The organism is Jutongia huaianensis (assembly GCF_014384985.1).
Taxonomy (GTDB): Bacteria; Bacillota; Clostridia; order Lachnospirales; family Lachnospiraceae; genus Jutongia; species Jutongia huaianensis.
Genome location: NZ_JACRSX010000006.1, coordinates 120,398 through 142,293 on the forward strand (window position 1 = coordinate 120,398; position 21,896 = coordinate 142,293).

General features: G+C 45.5%; 20 protein-coding genes. 4 read left to right on the forward strand and 16 right to left on the reverse strand.

What is annotated here, in order from left to right:
- Positions 1 to 134 precede the first annotated feature (134 nt).
- The 13 genes from H8704_RS14105 to H8704_RS06925 all read right to left on the reverse strand — a co-directional run bounded on the left by H8704_RS14105 (position 135) and on the right by H8704_RS06925 (position 13,878).
- A complete protein-coding gene (locus H8704_RS14105; RefSeq protein WP_283241951.1) occupies positions 135 to 2,552 on the reverse strand; it encodes a fibronectin type III domain-containing protein in 2,418 nt (805 codons plus the stop codon).
- Positions 2,553 to 2,882: 330 nt separating this feature from the next.
- Positions 2,883 to 3,668 (reverse strand): ZIP family metal transporter, encoded by a 786-nt coding sequence (locus tag H8704_RS06870; protein WP_022465745.1) that lies wholly within the window; start codon positions 3,666 to 3,668, stop codon positions 2,883 to 2,885.
- Between the two features lie 251 nt (positions 3,669 to 3,919).
- Positions 3,920 to 4,879: a D-2-hydroxyacid dehydrogenase gene (locus H8704_RS06875; protein ID WP_249297769.1), complete on the reverse strand. Its 960-nt coding sequence runs from the start codon at positions 4,877 to 4,879 to the stop codon at positions 3,920 to 3,922.
- 273 nt (positions 4,880 to 5,152) lie between these two features.
- Entirely contained in the window at positions 5,153 to 6,088 is a 936-nt protein-coding gene (locus H8704_RS06880) for a hypothetical protein (RefSeq protein ID WP_118679086.1), read from the reverse strand.
- 33 nt (positions 6,089 to 6,121) lie between these two features.
- Positions 6,122 to 6,607: an RNA polymerase sigma factor gene (locus tag H8704_RS06885; protein ID WP_249297770.1), complete on the reverse strand. Its 486-nt coding sequence runs from the start codon at positions 6,605 to 6,607 to the stop codon at positions 6,122 to 6,124.
- Positions 6,608 to 6,678: 71 nt separating this feature from the next.
- Positions 6,679 to 7,119 carry a PD-(D/E)XK nuclease domain-containing protein gene (locus tag H8704_RS06890; RefSeq protein ID WP_249297771.1) on the reverse strand — a complete coding sequence of 147 codons (441 nt, stop codon included), beginning with the start codon at positions 7,117 to 7,119 and terminating at the stop codon, positions 6,679 to 6,681.
- A 200-nt stretch (positions 7,120 to 7,319) separates the two neighbouring features.
- Positions 7,320 to 8,294, reverse strand: coding sequence for a hypothetical protein (locus tag H8704_RS06895; RefSeq protein ID WP_249297772.1), 975 nt, complete (start codon positions 8,292 to 8,294; stop codon positions 7,320 to 7,322).
- Position 8,295: 1 nt separating this feature from the next.
- On the reverse strand, positions 8,296 to 8,868 hold the full coding sequence (locus tag H8704_RS06900; RefSeq protein ID WP_118679094.1) for an RNA polymerase sigma factor: 573 nt from the start codon (positions 8,866 to 8,868) through the stop codon (positions 8,296 to 8,298).
- 185 nt (positions 8,869 to 9,053) lie between these two features.
- A complete protein-coding gene (gene ade, locus H8704_RS06905) occupies positions 9,054 to 10,796 on the reverse strand; it encodes an adenine deaminase (protein WP_249297773.1) in 1,743 nt (580 codons plus the stop codon).
- A 117-nt stretch (positions 10,797 to 10,913) separates the two neighbouring features.
- Positions 10,914 to 11,462, reverse strand: coding sequence for a hypothetical protein (locus H8704_RS06910; RefSeq protein ID WP_249297774.1), 549 nt, complete (start codon positions 11,460 to 11,462; stop codon positions 10,914 to 10,916).
- Between the two features lie 100 nt (positions 11,463 to 11,562).
- Positions 11,563 to 12,228: a PH domain-containing protein gene (locus tag H8704_RS06915; RefSeq protein WP_249297775.1), complete on the reverse strand. Its 666-nt coding sequence runs from the start codon at positions 12,226 to 12,228 to the stop codon at positions 11,563 to 11,565.
- 93 nt (positions 12,229 to 12,321) lie between these two features.
- Positions 12,322 to 13,137: a lecithin retinol acyltransferase family protein gene (locus tag H8704_RS06920; protein WP_249297776.1), complete on the reverse strand. Its 816-nt coding sequence runs from the start codon at positions 13,135 to 13,137 to the stop codon at positions 12,322 to 12,324.
- Positions 13,138 to 13,170: 33 nt separating this feature from the next.
- Entirely contained in the window at positions 13,171 to 13,878 is a 708-nt protein-coding gene (locus H8704_RS06925; RefSeq protein ID WP_249297777.1) for a glycosyltransferase, read from the reverse strand.
- A 73-nt stretch (positions 13,879 to 13,951) separates the two neighbouring features.
- Between H8704_RS06925 and H8704_RS06930 the strand changes: the two genes are divergently transcribed.
- From H8704_RS06930 to H8704_RS06945, 4 genes are all read left to right on the forward strand, one after another.
- Complete coding sequence (locus H8704_RS06930; RefSeq protein WP_022465759.1) at positions 13,952 to 14,962, forward strand: ABC transporter substrate-binding protein; 1,011 nt, start codon at positions 13,952 to 13,954, stop codon at positions 14,960 to 14,962.
- A 47-nt stretch (positions 14,963 to 15,009) separates the two neighbouring features.
- Positions 15,010 to 15,990, forward strand: a complete 981-nt coding sequence (locus H8704_RS06935; protein WP_022465760.1) for an ABC transporter permease — start codon at positions 15,010 to 15,012, stop codon at positions 15,988 to 15,990.
- The gene (locus H8704_RS06940) at positions 15,991 to 16,785 is read left to right on the forward strand and encodes an ABC transporter ATP-binding protein (protein WP_118679104.1); all 795 of its coding nucleotides are present in this window, start codon (positions 15,991 to 15,993) and stop codon (positions 16,783 to 16,785) included. It abuts the gene before it with no gap.
- 128 nt (positions 16,786 to 16,913) lie between these two features.
- On the forward strand, positions 16,914 to 17,864 hold the full coding sequence (locus H8704_RS06945; protein WP_118679106.1) for a Gfo/Idh/MocA family protein: 951 nt from the start codon (positions 16,914 to 16,916) through the stop codon (positions 17,862 to 17,864).
- 26 nt (positions 17,865 to 17,890) lie between these two features.
- Here the strand turns inward: H8704_RS06945 and H8704_RS06950 are convergent, their stop codons facing one another.
- The 3 genes from H8704_RS06950 to H8704_RS06960 are packed head-to-tail and all read right to left on the reverse strand — an operon-like array spanning position 17,891 to position 21,649.
- Entirely contained in the window at positions 17,891 to 18,838 is a 948-nt protein-coding gene (locus H8704_RS06950; RefSeq protein ID WP_249297778.1) for a bile acid:sodium symporter family protein, read from the reverse strand.
- Positions 18,835 to 20,148 carry an ABC transporter substrate-binding protein gene (locus H8704_RS06955; RefSeq protein WP_249297779.1) on the reverse strand — a complete coding sequence of 438 codons (1,314 nt, stop codon included), beginning with the start codon at positions 20,146 to 20,148 and terminating at the stop codon, positions 18,835 to 18,837. The genes H8704_RS06950 and H8704_RS06955 overlap by 4 nt, the downstream gene beginning before the upstream one ends.
- On the reverse strand, positions 20,141 to 21,649 hold the full coding sequence (locus H8704_RS06960; RefSeq protein ID WP_249297780.1) for a GGDEF domain-containing protein: 1,509 nt from the start codon (positions 21,647 to 21,649) through the stop codon (positions 20,141 to 20,143). The genes H8704_RS06955 and H8704_RS06960 overlap by 8 nt, the downstream gene beginning before the upstream one ends.
- Positions 21,650 to 21,896: the final 247 nt, after the last annotated feature.

The window sequence follows — 21,896 nt, forward strand, 5'->3', positions numbered from 1 at the left end:
GCTCTTTACGAAAACAATCATAGCACAACCAAAAATCATTTTCAATAACTTTTTTCAAAAAAACTTGATAAAAATTCGTACACCGTTTTAATTTCTTTCAAATGCAAACGCCGGACTTTATTATTCAAACTCCGCTATCCCTTTATTTTCACAGGTTTAGAATAATAGCTGAACAACCTCTTTTTGCCACGCTTCCTGTAGGTTCTGATCCGGATGCGGAATGTCTTGTTGCCCTTCTGATAACGAATCCGATAGATCCCATGAAGTTTTTTGATGGAATTGGTCTTTAGGACAATCTTTTTGTAGGCTCCCCCATTGGTTGCTGCGTATAACTGCACCCGGTCCGCATTATATCTTTTGACACGAAGCAGCAAATAAGGAATGCTGCCTGCTCTTTTTTTCTGCACCGAAATCACCGGTGTGATAAGCCGGGTAACTGTTATGGTCTGCGGTTTCGTAAACGCTCCATATACAATTCGGCTGCCATCCGTCCACCAGGCACGAAGCTTATAACGATACCGGACGCCGGCCTTTTGCTTATTGTATGTATAAGAAAGTGTCTGCCCGGAAAGAGTCTGTATCCGGCGGTATGTCTTATTTTTGCCGGATGACATATAAATTTCATAGCCTGTCGCTGACATATTATAGCTCCAGGAAAGTGTCACATGACGATTGTCTCCGGACCGCACCCGGAGCCCCGCAATAGACAGATCTGATCTTTCCGATGGCTCCGCTGACGCATCGGTATCCGGCATACTTGTGGAAAGCACAGAAGGAGCCGGACTTCCCTGCGGACTCACCGTTGGATTCAGACTGATCATGGGTTTCGCTGTTGGGGTTGCCGACGGGGTCACACCGGCTGGCGGACTTAGCGTTGGGGTTGCTGTCGGGGTCACACCGGCTGGCGGACTTAGCGTTGGGGTTGCCGACGGGGTCACACCGGCTGGCGGACTTGGCGTTGGCGTCGCCGACGGGGTCACACCGGCTGGCGGACTTAGCGTTGGCGTTGCTGTCGGGGTCACACCGGCTGGCGGACTTAACGTTGGGGTTGCTGTCGGGGTCACACCGACTGGCGGACTTAGCGTTGGCGTCGCCGACGGGGTCACACCGGCTGGCGGACTTGGCGTTGAGGTTGCTGTCGGGGTCACTGTCGGTGTGCTGGTGGTAACTATCGGAAATGCACTTGTCTCCGGCAGAGCCTTGATCAGGGTTTGTTCACAATCATATGCGTGACCACACTCCCGACAGAGCATCCCGGTTATTGTTACATATTCATCCTCATAAAAGGTATACGGCTCATATTGGTGGACATGCTCATCAATATCCTGAAAGGTAAGCCCGGCTTCTTTTGCATAGCTTTCGGCTACACTGTCCTTTTTTCCGTACAGTACAACCGTATCATCCTGAAATGCGTTTTCTCCGATTTTTGTCACAGTCTCAGGAATGTATATGCTTTTCAGCGAGGTACAGCCCTTTGCAAAATTCTCCGGGATTTCTGTAAGATCCTCCGGTAAAACTATGTTCTCTAATTCCTTACAATAGGCACCGTCCCCTCTATGCAGCGTCATTCCTTTTCCAAAAATCACGCTTTTGACACCGGTGCACCCATTCAACACCTCATAGCTTGTTTTTGTCCCACCCGGCAGATACAACGATTCTATACCGGAACGAATGATAATCTGATTGGTATTTTGATATGCTTTTCCCATATATATCTGCAGATTTTCTCCCAAAAGGATCATCCTGAGATTTTTCACATCCGCAAATGCCATAGCTCCAAGCCGCTTTACATTACGCAGATCCTGCACCGGGTACAACGCAGTGGCTGCCTCAAATGCTGCAGCACCGATTTCCTCCACTCCGGAAGGAATCATCATATTCTTTACATTGCGCACTGATTCAAAAGCATACTGGGAAATCTTTGTAACACTGTCCGGAATCGTGTACTCTGTCCGCGTATCCTGACTGGGATAACGTACCAGCTCTGACATGTCCGTTGTAAACAAAACACCATCCTTTACTGTGTAAAATCTATTCTCCGGATCAATCGTAATCTCCTCCAGCTTTGTCCCCTCAAAGGGAACCAGCCATGACGTTTCAATCTTCTGAACCTGTTTACCAATATGAATTTTACTCAGACCGGAAAGACTGAAGGCCCCCTCACTAATCTTCTGAACATTATCACCAACCGTAATTTCTCTCAGCTTGCTGCATCGATTAAAAGCATAGGAGCTGATATTCGTAACATCATACACATTACCATCTTTGGAAACAGCATCCGGAATGATCACAATGCCATCGCCTGCCCCCTGATAATCTGCCGCTCCAAAGGATGTGTCCCCCACCATTGCCTCATCCCCTGAAATATTATAATAAATCCCCTGTGGATCTTTGTTATTCTCATCCAGTGTATAGATCACATTGCGATAAGAAACCGGATTTTCCGCTGCAGATGTCCTCTCAGAAACCGGATTTCCCAAAAAATCCCCCGATATCAATAATGCAATAATCAATATCCAGCTGATCCATCGTATGTGTTTTCTCTCAAACATCTCTCATCCCTCTTTATTTGAAATGATGTGAATGTTATCATCCACAAATCATATTTCACTCACCGAATTTACTCCTTTACAACCTGTTCCAAACCAAAGTATATCACAGATGCTTTTTTATTCTCAAGTGCAAGTGCAGGAAAACAGGAAATCATGTCATATTCAGCCCCTTATCCTGAAGCATTTTCCGGTACTCTTCCGGCTTGCTTCTCGGCACAGGGACTCTCACACCGCTGCAGACTCCATCAAAGACTCTGCTGCCCAGTGCCGTTACATAGTAGTTAATTCCATCAATCCGAACACGTTCCTTCTTCTGTGTGATTCTCCATATTATCCCAATGCCACATCCAGAACCATCATTAATGCAAACCCCAATGACGCTCCAATCGTACCGATATTACTGTGCATTCCATCCTGACATTCCGGAATCAGCTCCTCGATCACGACATACATCATAGCTCCGGCCGCAAATGCCAGAAGATATGGCAGCACCGGTGAGATCAGTCCGGCGATCAGAATCGTAATAAAGCCGCCGATTGGTTCTACGATTCCGGACAAAACGCCACATACAAATGCTTTTCTCCGGCTCATTCCCTCGCCGCAAAGGGGCAGGGAAATAATCGCTCCCTCCGGAAAATTCTGAATGGCAATGCCAAGTGCCAGTGCCAAAGCACCGGCTGCGGTGATACCGGCTCCCCGTATCAGGCTTCCTGCATAGGCAACCCCCACAGACATTCCTTCCGGAATGTTGTGAAGCGTCACCGCAAACAGCATCATTGTAGTCTTGGACAAATGAGGCTGCCCGGAATGAAGTCCCTCCGGTTCTGGGCTTTTTAAATGCAGATGTGGAATGACCGTATCCAGTATCAGCAAAAATCCGATGCCCAGCAGAAATCCCACCAATGCCGGAAGCCAGCCAATCCCTCCCTGCGCTTCTGTCATATCAATCGCCGGGATCAACAGAGACCACACAGAGGCAGCGATCATAACACCTGCTGCAAAACCAAGCAGCAGCTTTTCCAGCTTTGGCGCAATCTTATCCCTAACAAAAAATACCATTGCCGCCCCCAGAGAGGTCCCCAGAAACGGAATACTTAATATGATCAGTTCAGACATAAACTGCTCCTTTCTTAATATTTCATATCTTACACATAATTCTTATCTGTATATTAAATATATGCGTATAAATAAATACAGCGACAGTTAGTTGATGCTAACCGCCGCTGTATTGTAACACACACACATTAAAATTGCAAAATATACTCATATGCCTGTTTTTATTGTAACAACACCGCTATCATACGGCAATAATCCTTTTTGTGTAACCTTCTGCTTCATAAAAGGATTTATACTTAAACAGGAGTATTTCAATGAACAACATTCTGTGCTTTCCCCTTAAGAAAACACTTAACATTCCCGGAAGCAATATCGATCAGGCGCCCTCTTGCCTCCTTGGCAGCCCATGCAATGTGCGGCGTGATCACACAGTTCTCACAGGCAAGCAGCGGATTATCCGGTTTGGCAGGCTCCACAGATACCACGTCAACACCTGCTCCATACACCTTACCGCTGTGAAGAGCCTCCGCCAGATCCTTTTCCACAATCGTTCCGCCACGGCTGGTATTGATCAGAATGACCCCATCCTTCATCTGCGCGATGGTTTCTTTACAGACAAGATCTTTCGTCTGCTCATTCAATGGACAGGCAAGAAAGATCACATCGGACTCCTTCAAAAGCTGTTCTCTGGAAACATATTCTCCGATCGCCTTTCCTTCCGGCGTCTCATGGGAACCATTGGTGATCACTCTCATGCCAAACGCTTTCGCTACACGGCCAATGGCTTTGCCTGTCTGTCCAAAACCGATAATTCCCGCCGTCTTATGATCCAGCTCGATCAGTGGATAATCCCAGAAACAGAAATCACGTCCCCGGCTCCATCTGCCATTATGAACCTCTTTGCTGTGATGTGCTGCGTGAGAGCAGATATCCAAAAGCAGGGCAAATGCCTGCTGTGCAACTGCCTGTGTACTGTATCCCGGCACATTTGTAACCGTAATACCATGCATTGCAGCCGCCGCCATATCTACTACATTATATCCGGTAGCCAGCACACCAATATATTGAAGTCCCGGACATGCCTCCATAACCTCTGCTGTAATGACCGTTTTATTGGTCAGAGCAATCTCGCAGTCCTGCAGCCGGTCCACAATATCTGCCGTCTGATTTGGTGTGTACTCATATACAGTCAGATCACCTAATGCTTCCATTTTATCCCAGTTTAAATCACCCGGATTGCTTGTAAAACCATCTAAAATCACAATTTTCATTGATCTATGCCTCCTGTCTTTCCGTATTTAAATTATAAATTTGAGGTTACTATAGCACCTTTGTCCGAACTGTGCAAGAACCCTGCGGAATCATCCATAACTTTGTTAAAAGAAAATAAATAAATCATATAACTTGTCCGGCGATTCCTACACCCTTTACAGCGGTGGCAGCAGCAGACCATGACGATAATTTTCCTCTTAACACAGCATAAGCCTCTGTGTCCGATTATTAGGACACAGAGGCTTATGTTTTATTTTGGTGCAAGGCACATTCTACTCATATCCATCTTCATTAATAATGGTGGAGATCACAGAAAATTCCATGCTGTTTTCCTTTGTTGTCTTTTCCAGAGAAATGCTTCTGGCAATTTTTTTCATATCCCGTTCTGATAAGCCATCTCCTCCGATAATTTCCATACAGTATCCAACATTCTCGTCAAAGATCCAGATAGTGTTTTCTCTATTATCCTCTACATACATTCGTTCCGCCTTCGTCTGAGCCTCCGCAGGACGTATCCCCTTAAAATAATATGCCCTGTTTTCTCCGATCGTCATTTTTTCTATGTCTTTGATATATTTCATCCGTACATTTTTCGCACGATTGATATAATACACACTGACCGAAAAATCCTTATCTGTATATTTTTCCATAGATTTCCATATTTTTTTCTTCTTTTTAGGATCTGTTTCTTTTACAAGCTTCTTCCTTAGTTTATTATGCTCCGCCTCTTTATATTGAAAAAGAACATTCCCGTAGTAATCCGTATACTTCGTTGGACGTTTCCAGATAGTATAATCCTTTCCTAGCCTCAATGCTTCTTTATTGTATGACAGCTTTACATAATAATTAGGATGGGCATTCCGGATATACTTTGCCAAAGTATCTTTCGCTTCACGCTCCATAGTATATTCATATCCCAGAGTTTCTCCGTATTTCTTATAAAAATGCAATATGGCCACATGATCCTTTGCTTCCCTTTCCACGCTATAAGTAAAATGTGTATTCATCTTCTGGGATGCATAGCCTCCCACCGGAAGGATCACCACCAGTGCAGCGGCAACAATCGCTGCTGCCATCATAAGCCGCGGATGCTTATGCTCCGGCTGTCTTGCCTCACCTACCCCTGTAATTTCACTCAGGATCTCACTTTTTCTCTCCCCCGATACCCTGACATGATCATACATATCCCGATAATCTTTTATACTCATAATATTCCTCCTTTTCCCGCAGACGCGCAAACTTTAGAATCCAACAATTCCCGGTTCCAATGATTCCCGCAGCTTCTCCCTGCCCCGTTTCAGACGCATTTTCACTGCCGAAATGCTGCACCGCAGTATCTGTCCGATTTCACGTACACTGTATCCCTCATAATAATAAAGATACAGCACCAGACGATACTTTTCCGGTAACGCTGCTACTTCCTGCCAGATTTCCTTTTGATTCTCCTGCCAGCCAAATACTTCCTCCGGCATATTCTCATCGAACTCCTGCCTTTTTTGATTCCAACGAGACCGCAGATGATCCTTTGACAGATTGATCGCTACCCGCAGCAGCCAGCGCCTGACATGCTCCTCTGACGCAAATTCCCCCTCCTGACGGTACAGACGCACGAAGGTCTCCTGTGCCACATCCTCTGCATCCGCCGGATTTTTCACGTAGGTAAAGGAAAGCCGGTAAACGAAATCAAAATGCCTGTTATAGCAGCTCTCAAACTCCTCTTTATTCAAATTTCGTCTCCCCCTTTCACTTGATATACGAATGATGTTTTCAAAAGGTCACAACGCTGCTATTACCTCATTTAATTTTCCTGATACTCACACGCCACCCGTTTGCCGTGGAAAGCAATGCCAAAAAATCCAATCTCCGTGATGCCGTGATACTTCATATCCTCTGCATACCCACGATCCCGTATCTGGCGGACCGCGTCCTTTGCCGCCCCGGCAAGTTCCTGCTCTGTCTGGCTCTTCGCGACCTTAAACTCAATGATATATCCCTTACATTTATGATCTCTCGGTTCCAGCTGCAGATCAAAGCGTCCCTCTCCCGACTCCCGGTTGGACAATATATAATACCGGTCAGACAGGATTGCCAGCATTCCAAAATCGGAAGGGATCATCCAGAAGCGTCCTGCCTTATATGCACCGGGAATCATTCCATCTGCACAAAGCTGATTCACACGTCTGGGGGTAATATCCCACTGTCCTGCCAGTTCCTTTGCCCGAATAAAATCCTGCTTCATATGATCACTTCCTTCCCAAATTCTTTCTTGTCTGTTTTCTTTGGTATAGCCCGTTTTCAGGAAATTATCAAGAAATAAATATGTGGTTCGGGAAATTTAAGGAAATATAAATCATTATTTCTCGTAATTTCCTCAAAAAACGGCAGTGCTGCTTTTTGACAACACTGCCGTCAGGTTCAAATCTAAATTCACACTTCCGCTTACAATCTTTCGAATGCTACAAAAACTCCCATACTATCTTTCAATAATTCCAGCTCCTTTTTCAGGCGTTTGTCATTGCAGCTGCCTGCTGCTTCTTTGTATGTCATCGCCTCAAGCCGCACAGCTACTCTGGCCGTCTCCGTTTTCTGTCCGGAATCCCCGCGGTAAGTAATCTTGCAGGTAACCTCCGGGCTGTCCAACACTTCATTTTTAACGGCTGCCTCTGCGGTAAGCTCCTCGTCTGTCATGCCGGTGCTGTTATTATCCCACAGCCGCTTATAAAGCTCCTTCGACAATTTTTTCTCATCACAGATAGCCACTTCAACATCCTTTCTGTCCTGATCCTTTGCGGAGATGGTATAAGATTTATAATACTTCGCCTCCAGATTGTCTGCACCCTCCGGCACAACCTCAATATCCACGCCACTGCTGACCTGTTTCGGTTTTTCGCACTCCTCGCCTTTGATCACATATGGTTTATCCTTCGGCTGCAGGATGCGGAAACAGCCTTTGTTTACCGAATAGGTAATGGTATCCATATTTTCCCCCTCACATACCAAAGGCAGATCGATCATATATCCGATCTCTTTGTTTTGATCCGAACCGCTCCAGGATTCTCCTGTGGCTCCCCCCGAATAAATAGCAGTCTGCGTCTCTCCCTTTTTCAGTTCCTTTACCTCGGCAGCCTTCACCTTCATCACAAAACCGTTTTCCACATTCTGGGATGACTTATCGGTAGATATGTCCGTTTTATGGGACAGTCCCGTATTGGATAATATCTGCTCCGGCAGATTTCCAAAACCGATTCCTGCCACCAATGCCGCACATGCCACCAGCGCAACGGTCGGTCTTATATAATTTCTCTTTTTCTTCATAGGATATTCCCCCTTTTCAAACCTTACTTTGATCTCATTATCATTTACCTCCGGGGTAAGGGCCTGCTGTAAAATCTGGTCTAATTTTTTTTCATTCATATTACGAATCCTCCATTCGCCGGCAACCCTTTTCCTCCGGGCCGTCAGGCATAATAACTGCCAATTCTTTTTTCAGGATACTCTTTGCTCTGCGCATCCGGCTTTTCACGGTGCTTTCCGGAATATGCAGACATTCTGCAATCTCCTTAAACTTTAGTCCTGAAGAATAGTAAAGATAAACAATCGTGCGGTATTTTTGCGGTAATGCCTGCACCTGTCTTTGCACTATCTCTGTCATTTCCTTTTGCAAAAGCTGCTGCTCCGGTTCCTCCGTGCTTTTTCCCGGCATGTGAAAACCATTTTCCACATGCTTTTCGTAGCTTTCAAACGCTGCGATCCTGTGCCTCCATGCAAATTTTCTCCTTTTGTTTCTCCATATAAGGATGGAAACGGATAATGCATAACTTTTCAGAGAATCATTTTTATTTAATTTGTCAGCCTGCTCCCACAATGTCAGCATGGTGTCCTGGTAAAGATCATCTCCCTCTGCGCTTCCCCCTGCATTCATCCGGCAGAATCGTAAAATGTCTTTACCGCTTTCGGACACAAACCGGTCAAATTCCTGTCTTGTCACGTTTTCCTTTCCTTTCCTCTTCCCTTGACGTCTCGGTTAGAATCCTTACACTTTAATATTGTAATGATTCCGAAAAAAGTTTATAATTTTCGACAAAAAAACAGCCAGACTGTATGATCCTCAGATATTGAAGCCTTTGAGGACAGTACGTTCGGCTGTTTCTTCATAAGATTCCTTACCTATCACTAAAATGAAGCATCCACTACCTTCTGCTGATTAACATCAATCACTCCGTATGTGTTCAGACGCAGAGAAGGAATCACCGGCAGGCTTACAAAGCTCAGTGTCATAAACGGATCGATCTCCTCTGAGATCCCCCATTCACGCAGAATCGCTTTCATTTTCTCCAGTCTCTGATCCACCTCTTCCAACGGAAGAGTTGACATCAGGCCGGCGATCTGCAGCGGAAGATCCGCAACGATCTCTCCATCCAGTGCAATCGCCAGACCACCTTCATTTTCAATAACACGGTTCGCTGCACATGCTATATCCTCATCATTCGTTCCGGCAATGACCAGATTATGAGAATCATGTCCCACACTTGTAGCAACTGCACCCTTTTTCAGCCCATATCTTCCCAAAAAGCCTTTGCCAATATGACCGGTATTTTTATGACGCTCCAGAGCAACGATCTTCACAATATCCTCCTCCGGATCCACACCGTCTGCACAGCCCTCCCGGCATGTCCATCCGGCAATCCGTTCTGTAGTCAGAAGTTCATGCGCATTCAGATCGATCACACGGATACGCTCCCCTTTCTTTTCCATTGCAAGCTGTGACACATTCACCGGGTCGACATGGAAGGAATGGTATACCCGTTCCTGTATCTCCTGTCCCATTTCCGGTACAGAGCTTTTCACAAGGCTTTTTCCGTTCTCTGCTGCAAGGACACCGTCCTTGTATACTTCCAGAACATTCAGTTCTGTCAGGCTGTCAAGCACTGCAATATCCGCACAATACCCCGGTGCAATGGCACCATGGTTCACAAGTCCAAAATAGGAGGCTGCATTATAAGTTCCTGCCTTGATCGCCTTGACCGGATCAATACCTTTCTGTACGGCTTTTCGTACAATGGCATCAATATGTCCATCCCGAAGCAGATCACACGGATGCTTATCATCTGTCACCAGCATGATCCTCTGGGCATACGGTGCTTCAAATAACGGAAGCAATGCCTCCAGATTATGTGCGGCCGTTCCTTCACGCACCATGATCCACTGACCCCTTGCAAACTTTTCCTTCGCTTCCCGGACATTGGAGCATTCGTGATCGGAGCGTATCCCTGCTGCCACATAACCATTAAGCTCCTGTCCCGACAACAGCGGAGCATGTCCATCAATAATTTTCTGATGTTCCAGTGTTACATTTATCTTATCCAGAATCGCCGGATCTGCCTGATTTACTCCAAAGGAATTCATCATTTCTGCCAGACCGATCACACGATCGTTCTCATAAAACGGCTCAATATCTGCCGCTTCCAGACAGGCTCCTGCCTCATCCAGCCCGGTGGAAGGCACACATGACGGTACTACAAAGAACACGTCCAATGTCATATCCTGTGTATATCTGAGCATAAACTCAATTCCCTCGCAGCCTGCCACATTGGCAATCTCATGAGGATCTGTAATAACTGCTGTGGTTCCATGGGGAAGCACAGCCTTCTCAAACTCGGCAGGCGCCACCATCGAACTTTCCAGATGAATATGACCGTCGATAAATCCCGGGCAAAGATACTTTCCTGTCATATCCTTTTCGACCTCACCCTCATATGTTCCGATCCCGGCAATCATTCCATCCACAACTGCCACATCACCAATCTCTATATCCTCCGTAAATACATTGACAATGCCGGCATTTTTCAGAACCAGATCTGCCTTCTGTCTGCCGTTTGCCACATGAATGAGTTTTTCTCTGATTTTTTTATTCATTATGATCGTCCTCCGCTCCACATTTTTATTTATCATTGTACCCCCCGCACTATAATTTTGCAAGAAATTACACCATGCAGAAAGTTCATCATGGAACGCGCCCCGTCAGATGGCATATTATCGAAAATAATAAAAGATAATCGTAATGACGGTACATAACATCAAAAAAAGCCCGGCAATATTTTCGCAGTATCTGACCGGCTTCCCCTGCCACATTCTCAAGCCCAGATTATTGGACAGAAGCACCGCAGACATACAGGATAAACCAAACGCATAAAGCACCTTCTCCGGAGACTGCAAAATAACAGCCAATAACACTCCGCTGATCACCGCCAGTTCATGTATCACAAAATTACCGATCTTATAAAACTCTCTTACTCCACACCACAACAGCTCCGTTACAAGCCACACCCCAAACACACTCCAGACACTCCATTTCTGCCACATACACGGTATCCACAGAAGCAATGCCAAAACCACAATGGCACGGATCATGAATTGATTCCATCTGCCCAAAACAACCTTGTCTCTTTGCAACTGCTGCTTTATTTTCTTTTCTGCCTCATACTCTGCCTCCATTGCATGCAGCGCTTCCTCATCCTCCGGGGAAAATGCTTCTTCCAATTCAAAACCACAGATTCCCAAAAGCTGATTCATTATCTTCATAACAAACCTCCCTTTCTGCCTTTCAATCTTCCTGCTCGCGATACAGTATGACAAGAATACAAAACTCCTATGACATATAATGTCATAGGAGTCAATAAATTTAACGGTTTTGATCCATGCCTCTATACTGTGTCTGATATCCATGATTGTCCTGTGGACGCATATCATTAGGATACATCGTATCCGCATAAATATCTGTCTGAAGCTTCTTTAACATAGAAAAGACCTTCTGATACTCCGGTATATCATAAATCTTAAAACCTTCGTGATCATGATTGGAATGACCATTCCGGGTATCCGTGTTGTAGGTTGTATGTCCACATACCATGATCACATCCCCCACCCCGAGCATCTGATCAAAAATCCCCCTGTGGATATTGATATGGGAAAGATCCGTAAACGGTTTCATTTCATAATTATATGTAAACATCCCTCCGGATATATATACACCCTTATCTGTGATAATAAACTCCGTATGCTTATATTTCAATATAGAAAACAGCACACCGCCCACATAAAGCCATACCGGCATCAGATGCAGCAAAAAGAATCCCAGAAATGCCAGTCCGAAGCCTCCTGACATCGCCCCGGCCGATGCCATGCGGATCGTACCGATCATAGAACCATCCACAAGTGCCCATATCACTGCAACCGGAAGCATGGAATTAAATATGCTTTCCAAAAGAAAACATTTAAAATCCGGTCTTCCCCTCCATAAAATCTGTTCCTGATCTCCAACCATTAATTCTAAATCTGATTTGTTCATTTTCATCCTCTTTCATAAGTGCTTTGTTGTTTATGCGCCTGACACTGACATCGTAAAGGCGTTCCCTTTCTTTTGATTGTAACGGCACCCTTTTCAAATGTCAACGGAGGAAGCAAGATAAGCCTCCACATCCTCTCTGTTTTCCGCGATACCGTCCATATCAACACCTGCCGCCAGCACATATCCGGCCACCTGCCGCACCTGGCTGGACTGCGCCTTTCCTGTTTTACACCAGATTGCAAAATGCTCACAGTTATTATGGATCAGACTGTATTTTTCCTCGCCTAACCGGCTGTTCGCCCGCTGCACCGTCTCCTCCGGAGAAAAAACATCCCACTCCTGCTGCTGGAAGCGTTCCCCGTAGTAATCCATGATCCCATGAAAGAAAAAGGATGTGGCAGACCGGAGCTTGATTGGAAATCCCGGCGCAAAACTCACAACAAAATAATCTTCGCCTTCCTTCACAAAATCCTCTATAGGTGCTTCATGAACAGACACCCGGCCGCCAAAATCTCCACCTTCTCCGGCATAGTGGATCACTCTGCCGGCTCCCACATATATGCCATAATGCTCATACAACCGTCTGGATACACCGATCACATCTCCCGGCCGCACAAACGCATCTGCCATCAGCCGATCCATCTTCTCCCGCATGGCCGCAATGCTTCCGTTGCCCTTCTGCCTGCCATCCTCTCCTACAATACGTGCTTTCTGTGATAATGTTCTCTGCTGCAGTACCCATCCATTCCGGCTCTCGATCGTCCTCCAGAGAAGACTCTCCCCATGGGTCTTTCTTTCCACATTGGGGCAGTCTCCCATCCGGTCCACTAAATCCTGCTCCAGATCCAGAAATGCCGTAATATCATTTGTGAGGTTATTCGAAATATCATTATAATCTGCCGACATCATACTCCCCTTTTCTCAACAATTTTGATCACGGTTTCAAAAACCTTTTCCATCTGTGCTTTCAAAATATTTCCAGGTACGGTTGACAAAAAAATTATCAAACGCATCACCATATGTGATTTGCGGTGCTGCCTCCGGATATCCGTTTTTTACGCCTATAACATGCTCATCTACAGAATCCGTGACATTTCTTACCTGATCTTCTACATCTTTCTGGTCGCATCCCATAAAACAGGCGACACACAAAACCAACATAATTATGCCTGTCATCCCCAGCGCATCCGTCCTGTAATTGTCTACATTGTATGGATAGCCACCGAAAAATACAGTACGCTTTGTCTTTGATAATACCATGAACTCCTCTGCACTGACAACGGCAATCTCTGCTTCTCCCAGCTCCGTATCATACAGCCGGCTTACATCTCCGTTCACAATAAGATTGCAGTCCAGATATAATATATGCAGATACCTTGAAAAAGTGTCTCCCAGCAAAAGCAGGCGGTACACCGCTTCCACCGTATAATAATACCCAGCTTCCTCAGGCAGCCGGCCCCCCCACGCCGCAACAGACAGCAGGCGTATCGTCACTCCCTCCGCCTCCGCTGCCAGTACCAGCAGCTTCTGCTGATTCTCCCATGATATATCCTTATGTAATATCAGAATATCGTAACACCTTCCACTGTTCCGGTTACAGAGCATGGAATAAACCGCCACCGGTTCATATATTTCAATTGACTTTGTCATATTATTGACTTATTACCCGCAAAACCCTATAATTTATACAATTGCACATATTATTAAGGAGGAATTTTAAATTATGAGAAAGACATTCAAGAAACTTTTATCACTGACACTTGCGACTACTATGGTCGTTGGTCTTGCAGGCTGCGGCAATACAGCTTCCAATGGTGGCAGCTCTGATTCTGCCGACAAGGGCGGCTCCGGCAAGACATACACCGTTGGTATCTGCCAGCTTGTACAGCACGAGGCACTCGACGCTGCCACAAAGGGCTTCAAGACAGCTTTGAAGGATAAACTGGGAGACAATGTAAAGTTTGATGAGCAGAATGCGGCCGGTGATGCACCAACCTGTTCTACCATCTGTACTTCTTTTGTTACCAACAATTATGACCTGATCCTCGGTAATGCAACCGCAGCTTTCCAGGCTGCCGTTTCCGCTACCGACAAGATCCCGGTACTTGGTACATCTATCACTGATTATGGCACCGCTCTTGATATTTCCGACTGGAAGGGCGTAACCGGCAAGAACGCTTCCGGTACGACAGACCTTGCTCCTCTGGATCAGCAGGCAAGCTGTATCGCAGAGCTGTTCCCGGATGCTAAGAACATCGGTATCCTTTACTGCTCATCAGAGCCAAACAGTATCTATCAGTCAAAAACCATCACCAAGTATCTGGAAGATAAGGGATACAAAGTAAAGGATTATACGTTCTCTGATTCCAATGATGTTGCTTCTGTTACAAAGAATGCATGTGATGCTTCTGATGTAATCTATATTCCTACTGACAATACGGCTGCTTCCTGCACCGAGGCGATCAATAATGTAACAGCTCCTGCTAAAATCCCTGTATTCACCGGCGAGGAAGGTATTGCAAAGGGCTGTGGCGTCGCTACCCTGTCTATCAGCTACTATGATCTTGGATATGAGACCGGTGAGATGGCTTATGACATTCTTGTAAACGGCGAGGACGTTTCCAAGATGGAAGTAAAGTCTGCTCCAAAATTCACAAAAGAATATATCGAAGATCGTGCAAAGGATCTGAATGTAACAATTCCTGACGACTACGAAAAGATTTCTGCTGAATAATCACATTGGAAACAGCGGGCAATTAACTGCCCAGAAACGAGGAAATTATGTTTATATTAAATTATTTTGCTTCATTGAATCCGGTGGCATTTACAAATGCCCTGCCCGGCAATGTGGCACAGGGTCTGATCTGGGGTATTATGGCACTGGGTGTTTATATCACCTTCCGTCTTCTGGATTTCGCAGACCTGACTGTAGATGGCTCCTTCGCGACCGGCGGAGCAGTCACCGTAATGATGACTATAAACGGGCACAACATCTGGATTTCCCTGCTGTGCGCATGTATTGCCGGACTTCTTGCAGGGCTGTGCACCGGTCTGTTACATACAAAGCTCGGTATCCCGCCGATCCTTGCCGGTATCCTGACACAGATTGCGCTTTATTCCATCAATCTGAATATCATGGACCGCCACGCAAATCAGGCACTGAGTATTGACAAGTATGATCTGATTATCTCCTCCCGCCAGCTCAATCATGCGATCATCGTAGGCATCGTGTTTGCCATCGTATTGATCGCCCTTCTCTACTGGTATTTTGGTACAGAGCAGGGTTCTGCCATCCGTGCGACCGGATGTAATCCTGCCATGAGTAAAGCACAGGGTATCAACATTGATACAATGAAGCTGATCGGTCTTGCCCTTTCCAATGGAATTGTAGCATTGTCCGGCGGACTTCTGTCCCAGTATTCCGGTTTCTCTGATGTGAATATGGGACGAGGCGGCATCGTAATCGGTCTTGCCGCAGTCATTATCGGAGAGGTACTCGGAGATGCCATTCTCGGTAAGCACATGGATTTCAAGGGACGTCTTACTTTTGTAGTTCTTGGCGGTATTATTTATTATGTGGTAATCGGTATCGTCCTGTGGCTGAAGATGCCGAGTGATGACCTGAAGCTTTTCACCGCCATCATCGTAGCGATCTTCCTTGCAGTTCCTTATCTGAAAGGAAAAAGCAAAAGCTCCTTCAAAAAAGCAGGCAGGCGTTCCGCTGCGTCTTTAAACAGCGCATCTGCAAAGGAGGGCAAATAAATGTTAGAGATTCGTAATGTACATAAAACCTTCAACCTGGGAACCATCAACGAAAAACATGCCCTGAACGGCGTTGACCTCACCTTAAATGAGGGCGATTTCGTTACTGTCATTGGCGGTAACGGTGCCGGAAAGTCCACCATGCTCAATGCCATCGCCGGTACCTGGCCGGTGGATGAGGGTTCTATCCTGATCGACGGCGTGGATGTGACGGGACTTCCGGAGTTTAAACGTGCCTCTTTCCTTGGACGTGTATTTCAGGATCCTATGACCGGCACAACTGCAACCATGCAGATTGATGAAAACCTTGCCCTGGCCGCACGCCGTGGACAGCATCGTGGTCTGAAATGGGGTATCACCAAAAAGGAAAAAACAAAATTTCATGAGCTTTTGAAGACATTGGAGCTTGGTCTGGAGGATCGCATGACCTCAAAGGTTGGTCTTTTGTCCGGTGGTCAGCGTCAGGCAGTTACACTGCTGATGGCCTCCCTCCGGAAACCAAAGCTTCTGCTTCTGGATGAGCATACGGCAGCTCTGGATCCAAAGACTGCAGCAAAGGTATTGGAGCTCACCGACAAGATCATCGAGGAAAACCACCTGACAGCAATGATGGTTACACATAATATGCGTGACGCCATCGCTCACGGCAACCGTCTGATCATGATGAACAACGGCCGTGTCATTCTGAACATTTCCGGTGAGGAGAAAAAGAAATTGACCGTAGAAGATCTTCTGATAAAATTTGAAGAGGTCTCCGGCGAGGAGTTTGATTCCGATAAGGCGTTACTGGGATAATCATTAACATAAATAATCCGTTTTTCTAACAACTGTGTTAGAAACACACCGTTATTAAGGCTGTATATCTGCTGGTCCTTCCTCGTCAGATATACAGCTTTTTACTACTATAGAAAGAGAGACTTTTTATGTATCATTTTGGAATTATCGGAGCAGGAAATATTGCTCATAAATTTATCGAAGCAGTTCGTATGACAAAAAACGCCGACGTAACAGCGGTTGCCAGCAAGTCTTTGGAGCGTGCCAGAGATTGGGCCGAAAAGGAGGGGCTGAGCCGGTATTGCGACAGCTATGAAACACTTCTGGCCGATCCTGACATTGACATTATCTATATCGCCACATTATCTAACGCTCACTATGACAATATCAAGGCGTGTCTGGAAGCGGGCAAACATGTAATCTGTGAAAAGCCCATGACACAGACCGCTTCCCAGGCGCAGGAGATGATCACCCTTGCCAGAGAAAAGCAGCTTTTTCTTATGGAGGGCATGTGGTCACGCTTTCTGCCAAAATCCCTCCGGGTGCGCCGGTGGATTCAGGAGGGCAGGATCGGAGAGCTTCATCTGATGCAGGCAAATATCGGCTGGAAAGCCGACAAAACCTATAATAAACGATTATTTTATCCGGAACTCGGCGGCGGCTCCCTCTACGATATCGGAATCTATCCCATGGAACTGCTGCCCTATTATGCAGACCAGAAGATTACCCAGATGCAATTTTTCAAAAAAGATTATTCTACAGGTGTAGATGAGATTGTCAGCCTGAATCTACAATTAGAACGGTGCATTGCCAATATCCAGTGTTCCTTTACCACCAAAATGCCGGAGGATGCCTATCTCTATGGCAGCGATGGCTATATCCATATCCCAAAGATCCATTTCGGCAACCGAGCACGCCTGTATGATCTGGAAGACCGGCTGGTGGAGGATTTCCATGAAGGTCTGGACAACGGCTTTTACTACGAGGTCTGCGAAGTCATTTCCTGCATCGAAAAAGGACAGACGGAAAGCTCCATCTGCCCATTAAATATGACATATGACAATGCAAAACTGTTTGATCATGTCCTGCGCTCCAGATAATTTATCCTTATATCAGGCACCTGCTGTCACTCCTTACGGGAGGCTCTCTCCAGACCCTTTCCGTACAATGCCGCCAGCATCTGCTGAAATAATGTGGCGATCAGAACCGGAAAGATAGCTTCTCCCGGAAAAGAGGTGGTTGCGATCACAGCTCCGGCACTGATATTGCGCATTCCGGCTCCGTACATCATAGAAACCTGTGTTTGCCGGTCCTGATGGAACAAACGGGCGATCACAAGACCGGCTCCATAGCCCCCTGCTGCCAGAAGAAACATAAAAACGGCTACCAGGATCCGCTGCCCATTCATGTGACGGACATACGGCGCAACCCCGGAGGAGTTTGAAGCAACGACAAACATCAACGCAATTTTAGAAAACGGTGCCAGTCTGGACGGCCATGTCTCCCTGACACGATCTCCGCTGACCTGATTTAATGTCATTGCGGCAATCGACGGAAGTGCAACCATGAAAACAAGCTGGCTGATCATATGGGTCATATCAATATGAACCTTCGATCCCACAAAAATGCTAAGCGTGATCGGAATGATCAACGGTGCCAGAACCGTATCTACCACCACAAGTGCCAGCGAAACCGCCAGATTTCCATCATAGATCATCACCCACATTAAAGCACTGACTGCTGTAGGAACCGCAAATTCCAGCACCATTCCCGTAACCAGATCGGGATTCCCCGGAAATGCAAGGGTTCCCACACCGCAGACAATCCTCGGAATCACCAGATGAAGCAGCGCCATCACGATCAACAGCGGTGCCGGATTCCGGAATACATTTGCCACATCACGGAATCTGGATTTGAGTGCTCCGGTAAACGTCATAAATGCAAATACATAGGGAACAAAGGGCACACCATGCTTTGCAATCTGTGGAAACAATACCCCAAACGCAAGACACGCCGGCGTAACCAGCGCCATCCATTTTTCTATAAAGCTGTTAAATCGATATAATGTTTTCATTTGCTGTCATTCTCCTTCGTGTTGTAAACGGACATTTCCCGATATAACTTCTTTGCGACAAAATCAATATCTTTAACTCCATAAATATATTCGTCTGCATTCTTCTTAAAAATGTTTAACACATCGTCATTTTCCATAACCGGCTGCAATACCTTCATATACTTCCGCTCTTTTATCATTTTATTATTTCCGGCGGCTTCATAGCTCTGAATGGCATTTTCCTGATGCAGTATTCTGACTGCCTTCCGGCTTACCGGCACACCCTTTTCCGTCCCCTGCAGCCGCACCATCTCTTTGCTGTTTAAAAGATAATTCAACAGTCTCGCCGCTTCCTCCGGATGATTTGTAAGGGAACTGACCGCATACATGGTTGCCGGCTTCACATACCATCCGGTCAGCTTCTGCCCCGGCACATCAGGATATTCTCCGATCACCGGCTCACCCCCGGCTGCTTTCAGTCCACCACAGCAATTTCCCGCATCACTGACCCAGAACATTCCCCCTGCAATCTTTCCCGATACAAACATCGTATCGGAAAACTGATCCACCGAAGGCATCACCTTTTCATCAATGAGCCTTTTATAGAAGCTGAGAATTGTTTTAACATCCTTTTCTCCGGGAAGAAACCGGCCATCCTCACCAAACATCTTCTTGCCTGTGGTCTGCTCATAATATGCGATCAAAAACAAAAACATCTGTTTTTTCGCCATGCCAATCGGATAAATTCCATCCTTTTTCATTATCTTCGCCGCTTTAAAATAATCATCCCAGCTTTCAGGAAGAGAAATGCCATAGGCATCATATATCTTTTTGTTGTAGTAAACGGTTGATGTGTTAAATGCAATCGGTATTGCATTTAATTTGCCGTTTTTTTCTCCAAATGCCAGATCCTCTTTTGTAAAATTATCCAGGTCAATATAATCCTTTAACTGATACAGGTCATAATATCCGGAACCGTCCCTGGAATACGTGTCGAGCCACGCATAATTGATCTGCATTACATCTGTCTCCGTATGGGATTTCATCCACACCTGCATACGCTTCTCATATCCGTTCCAGTCCCCATAATGATATTCCACATCAATATCCGGATTCCGCTTCTGAAATTCATCGACTCCGTCCATGGTATAAGCATGTCTGGCATCATTTCCCCACCACGAAAAGGAAATTTTGCTGCTGTCACTGCCGGTAATCACATCCACACTGCCACTCTTTTTACATCCGGTAAGCAATCCGCCGGACAAAAGAGTCATTACCATTAACATTGTCATTCCGGCAAATATTTTCTTTGCCATATTTTTACTATGCATTGTCTTCCATCCCTTCCTTGTATACCGTGTATTGATTTTTTCCATGTCTCTTAGAAATATAAAGCGCACTGTCCGCTTTCCGGGATAGTTCTTCAAATGTAAAATCTCCACTGATCAGACAAACTCCCGCACTCAACGATACATCACAGGCCTTATGCTCCATGGTAAATTCTTCTGCAAATACTTTCAGCAGACTGTCCATATCAGCATTCATACGCGTCTTCGCATATTCCATGTCCTCTTTTCGGAAAGAACGATAATAGGAAAACTCATCGCCTCCTACACGACCGATCGTTCCCGCCGCATCCAGCTTCTTGCGAAGCAAACGTCCCATCCGGGCAATGGCGAGATCCCCCTGGGCATGCCCCAGCTTGTCATTTACCTGCTTAAAATTATCAATGTCAAACATAACAAATAACTTTATGTTTTCCGGTGCCATACGTCCCAGTTCTTCTGTCACCTGCTTATGAAAAGCACGCTTATTGCATACGCCGGAAAGCGCATCGATCGCCGCCTCGTTTTCCAGCTTGGAAACAAGACCATCCACCGGCTGTGTTGCTCTCTTCAAAATGATCATTCCTATAGAAACAAAAACAAGAACACAGATTGATGTGATCAGATATACTGATCTTTTTAATTGATCATTCTCTTTCATAATCTTGTTCATCGAAACCGAACAGACAACTCTCCAGCCATTGGAACACTGATTTGACGTTACAAGATATTTTTTATTCATTGCCGAAAAATTACTCTCATCCACAAGCAGGGAAGCTGTCACCTCAGGAAGCTTTTTTCCTATTTCCTGCTTCCCGGAGGAATACAGGATCTGCTTTTCGTCGTTGATCAGCCGGATCGTAATGCCCTTTAGTTCCTCCGGATATTTGAATACGCTGTCTAATTCCTTACTGTAAAAGGATGCCACAAGGATGGCATGAGGATTTAATCTTTTCACATAATATAACCGGTCCGTATTGCCACCCACGCCAAATGCCCAGCCGGAATCCACTTTTTGATTCGTAATACAGCCGGCAAAGGTATCATAAAGCCCGCCCTTCGGAAATGCTCCGGAGGTAGTCTTCGACAGCCATCCCACAGAATGATCATTAGAATAAATAATAGAAAAATCGGAAAAATTCTCCATCAATCCAATATCAACGATCCGATCCGTTATCTCCTCTTCCGATATCACCCGGTGATATTCATCCATGCTCTCGTCCGTTGCGTCATACGCATAGTATTTTTCATCGGCAAACATCAGACTGGCTGTGGATTCCACCTTTTTGAGATATGAATTAATGTTCATCTGTAACTGGTGGCTGTCCGCCGCCACAAGGCTTGCCACTTTTTGACGCATCACCGTGCCTGATCTCTCCAGAATGACACTCGCAAGAACGGCTGAAACAACAATAATGATCAGACCAAAGGAATACATGATCCGGAACTGCATCTTTCGATAATTTTCGTTTTTATCTTTTTTTGTTTTCTTTCTAAAAAATCCCATACGAACTCCATGATACTTCTGATAAACTTACTTATATTTTTACTGCATATTTTATTATATACATTTCTTTGTACATACTCAATATATTTATAATGCTTTATTCCCCTTATTTCCTAAAAAATCCAAGAAAATCACACTGGAGTTTGAGACAAACTTCCGGTCACAGGACAAGATCATATTTGTAGCCAAAAAATAATTATTTATGCAGTTTATTATATGTTTTATTACATATCTACAAATAACTTTT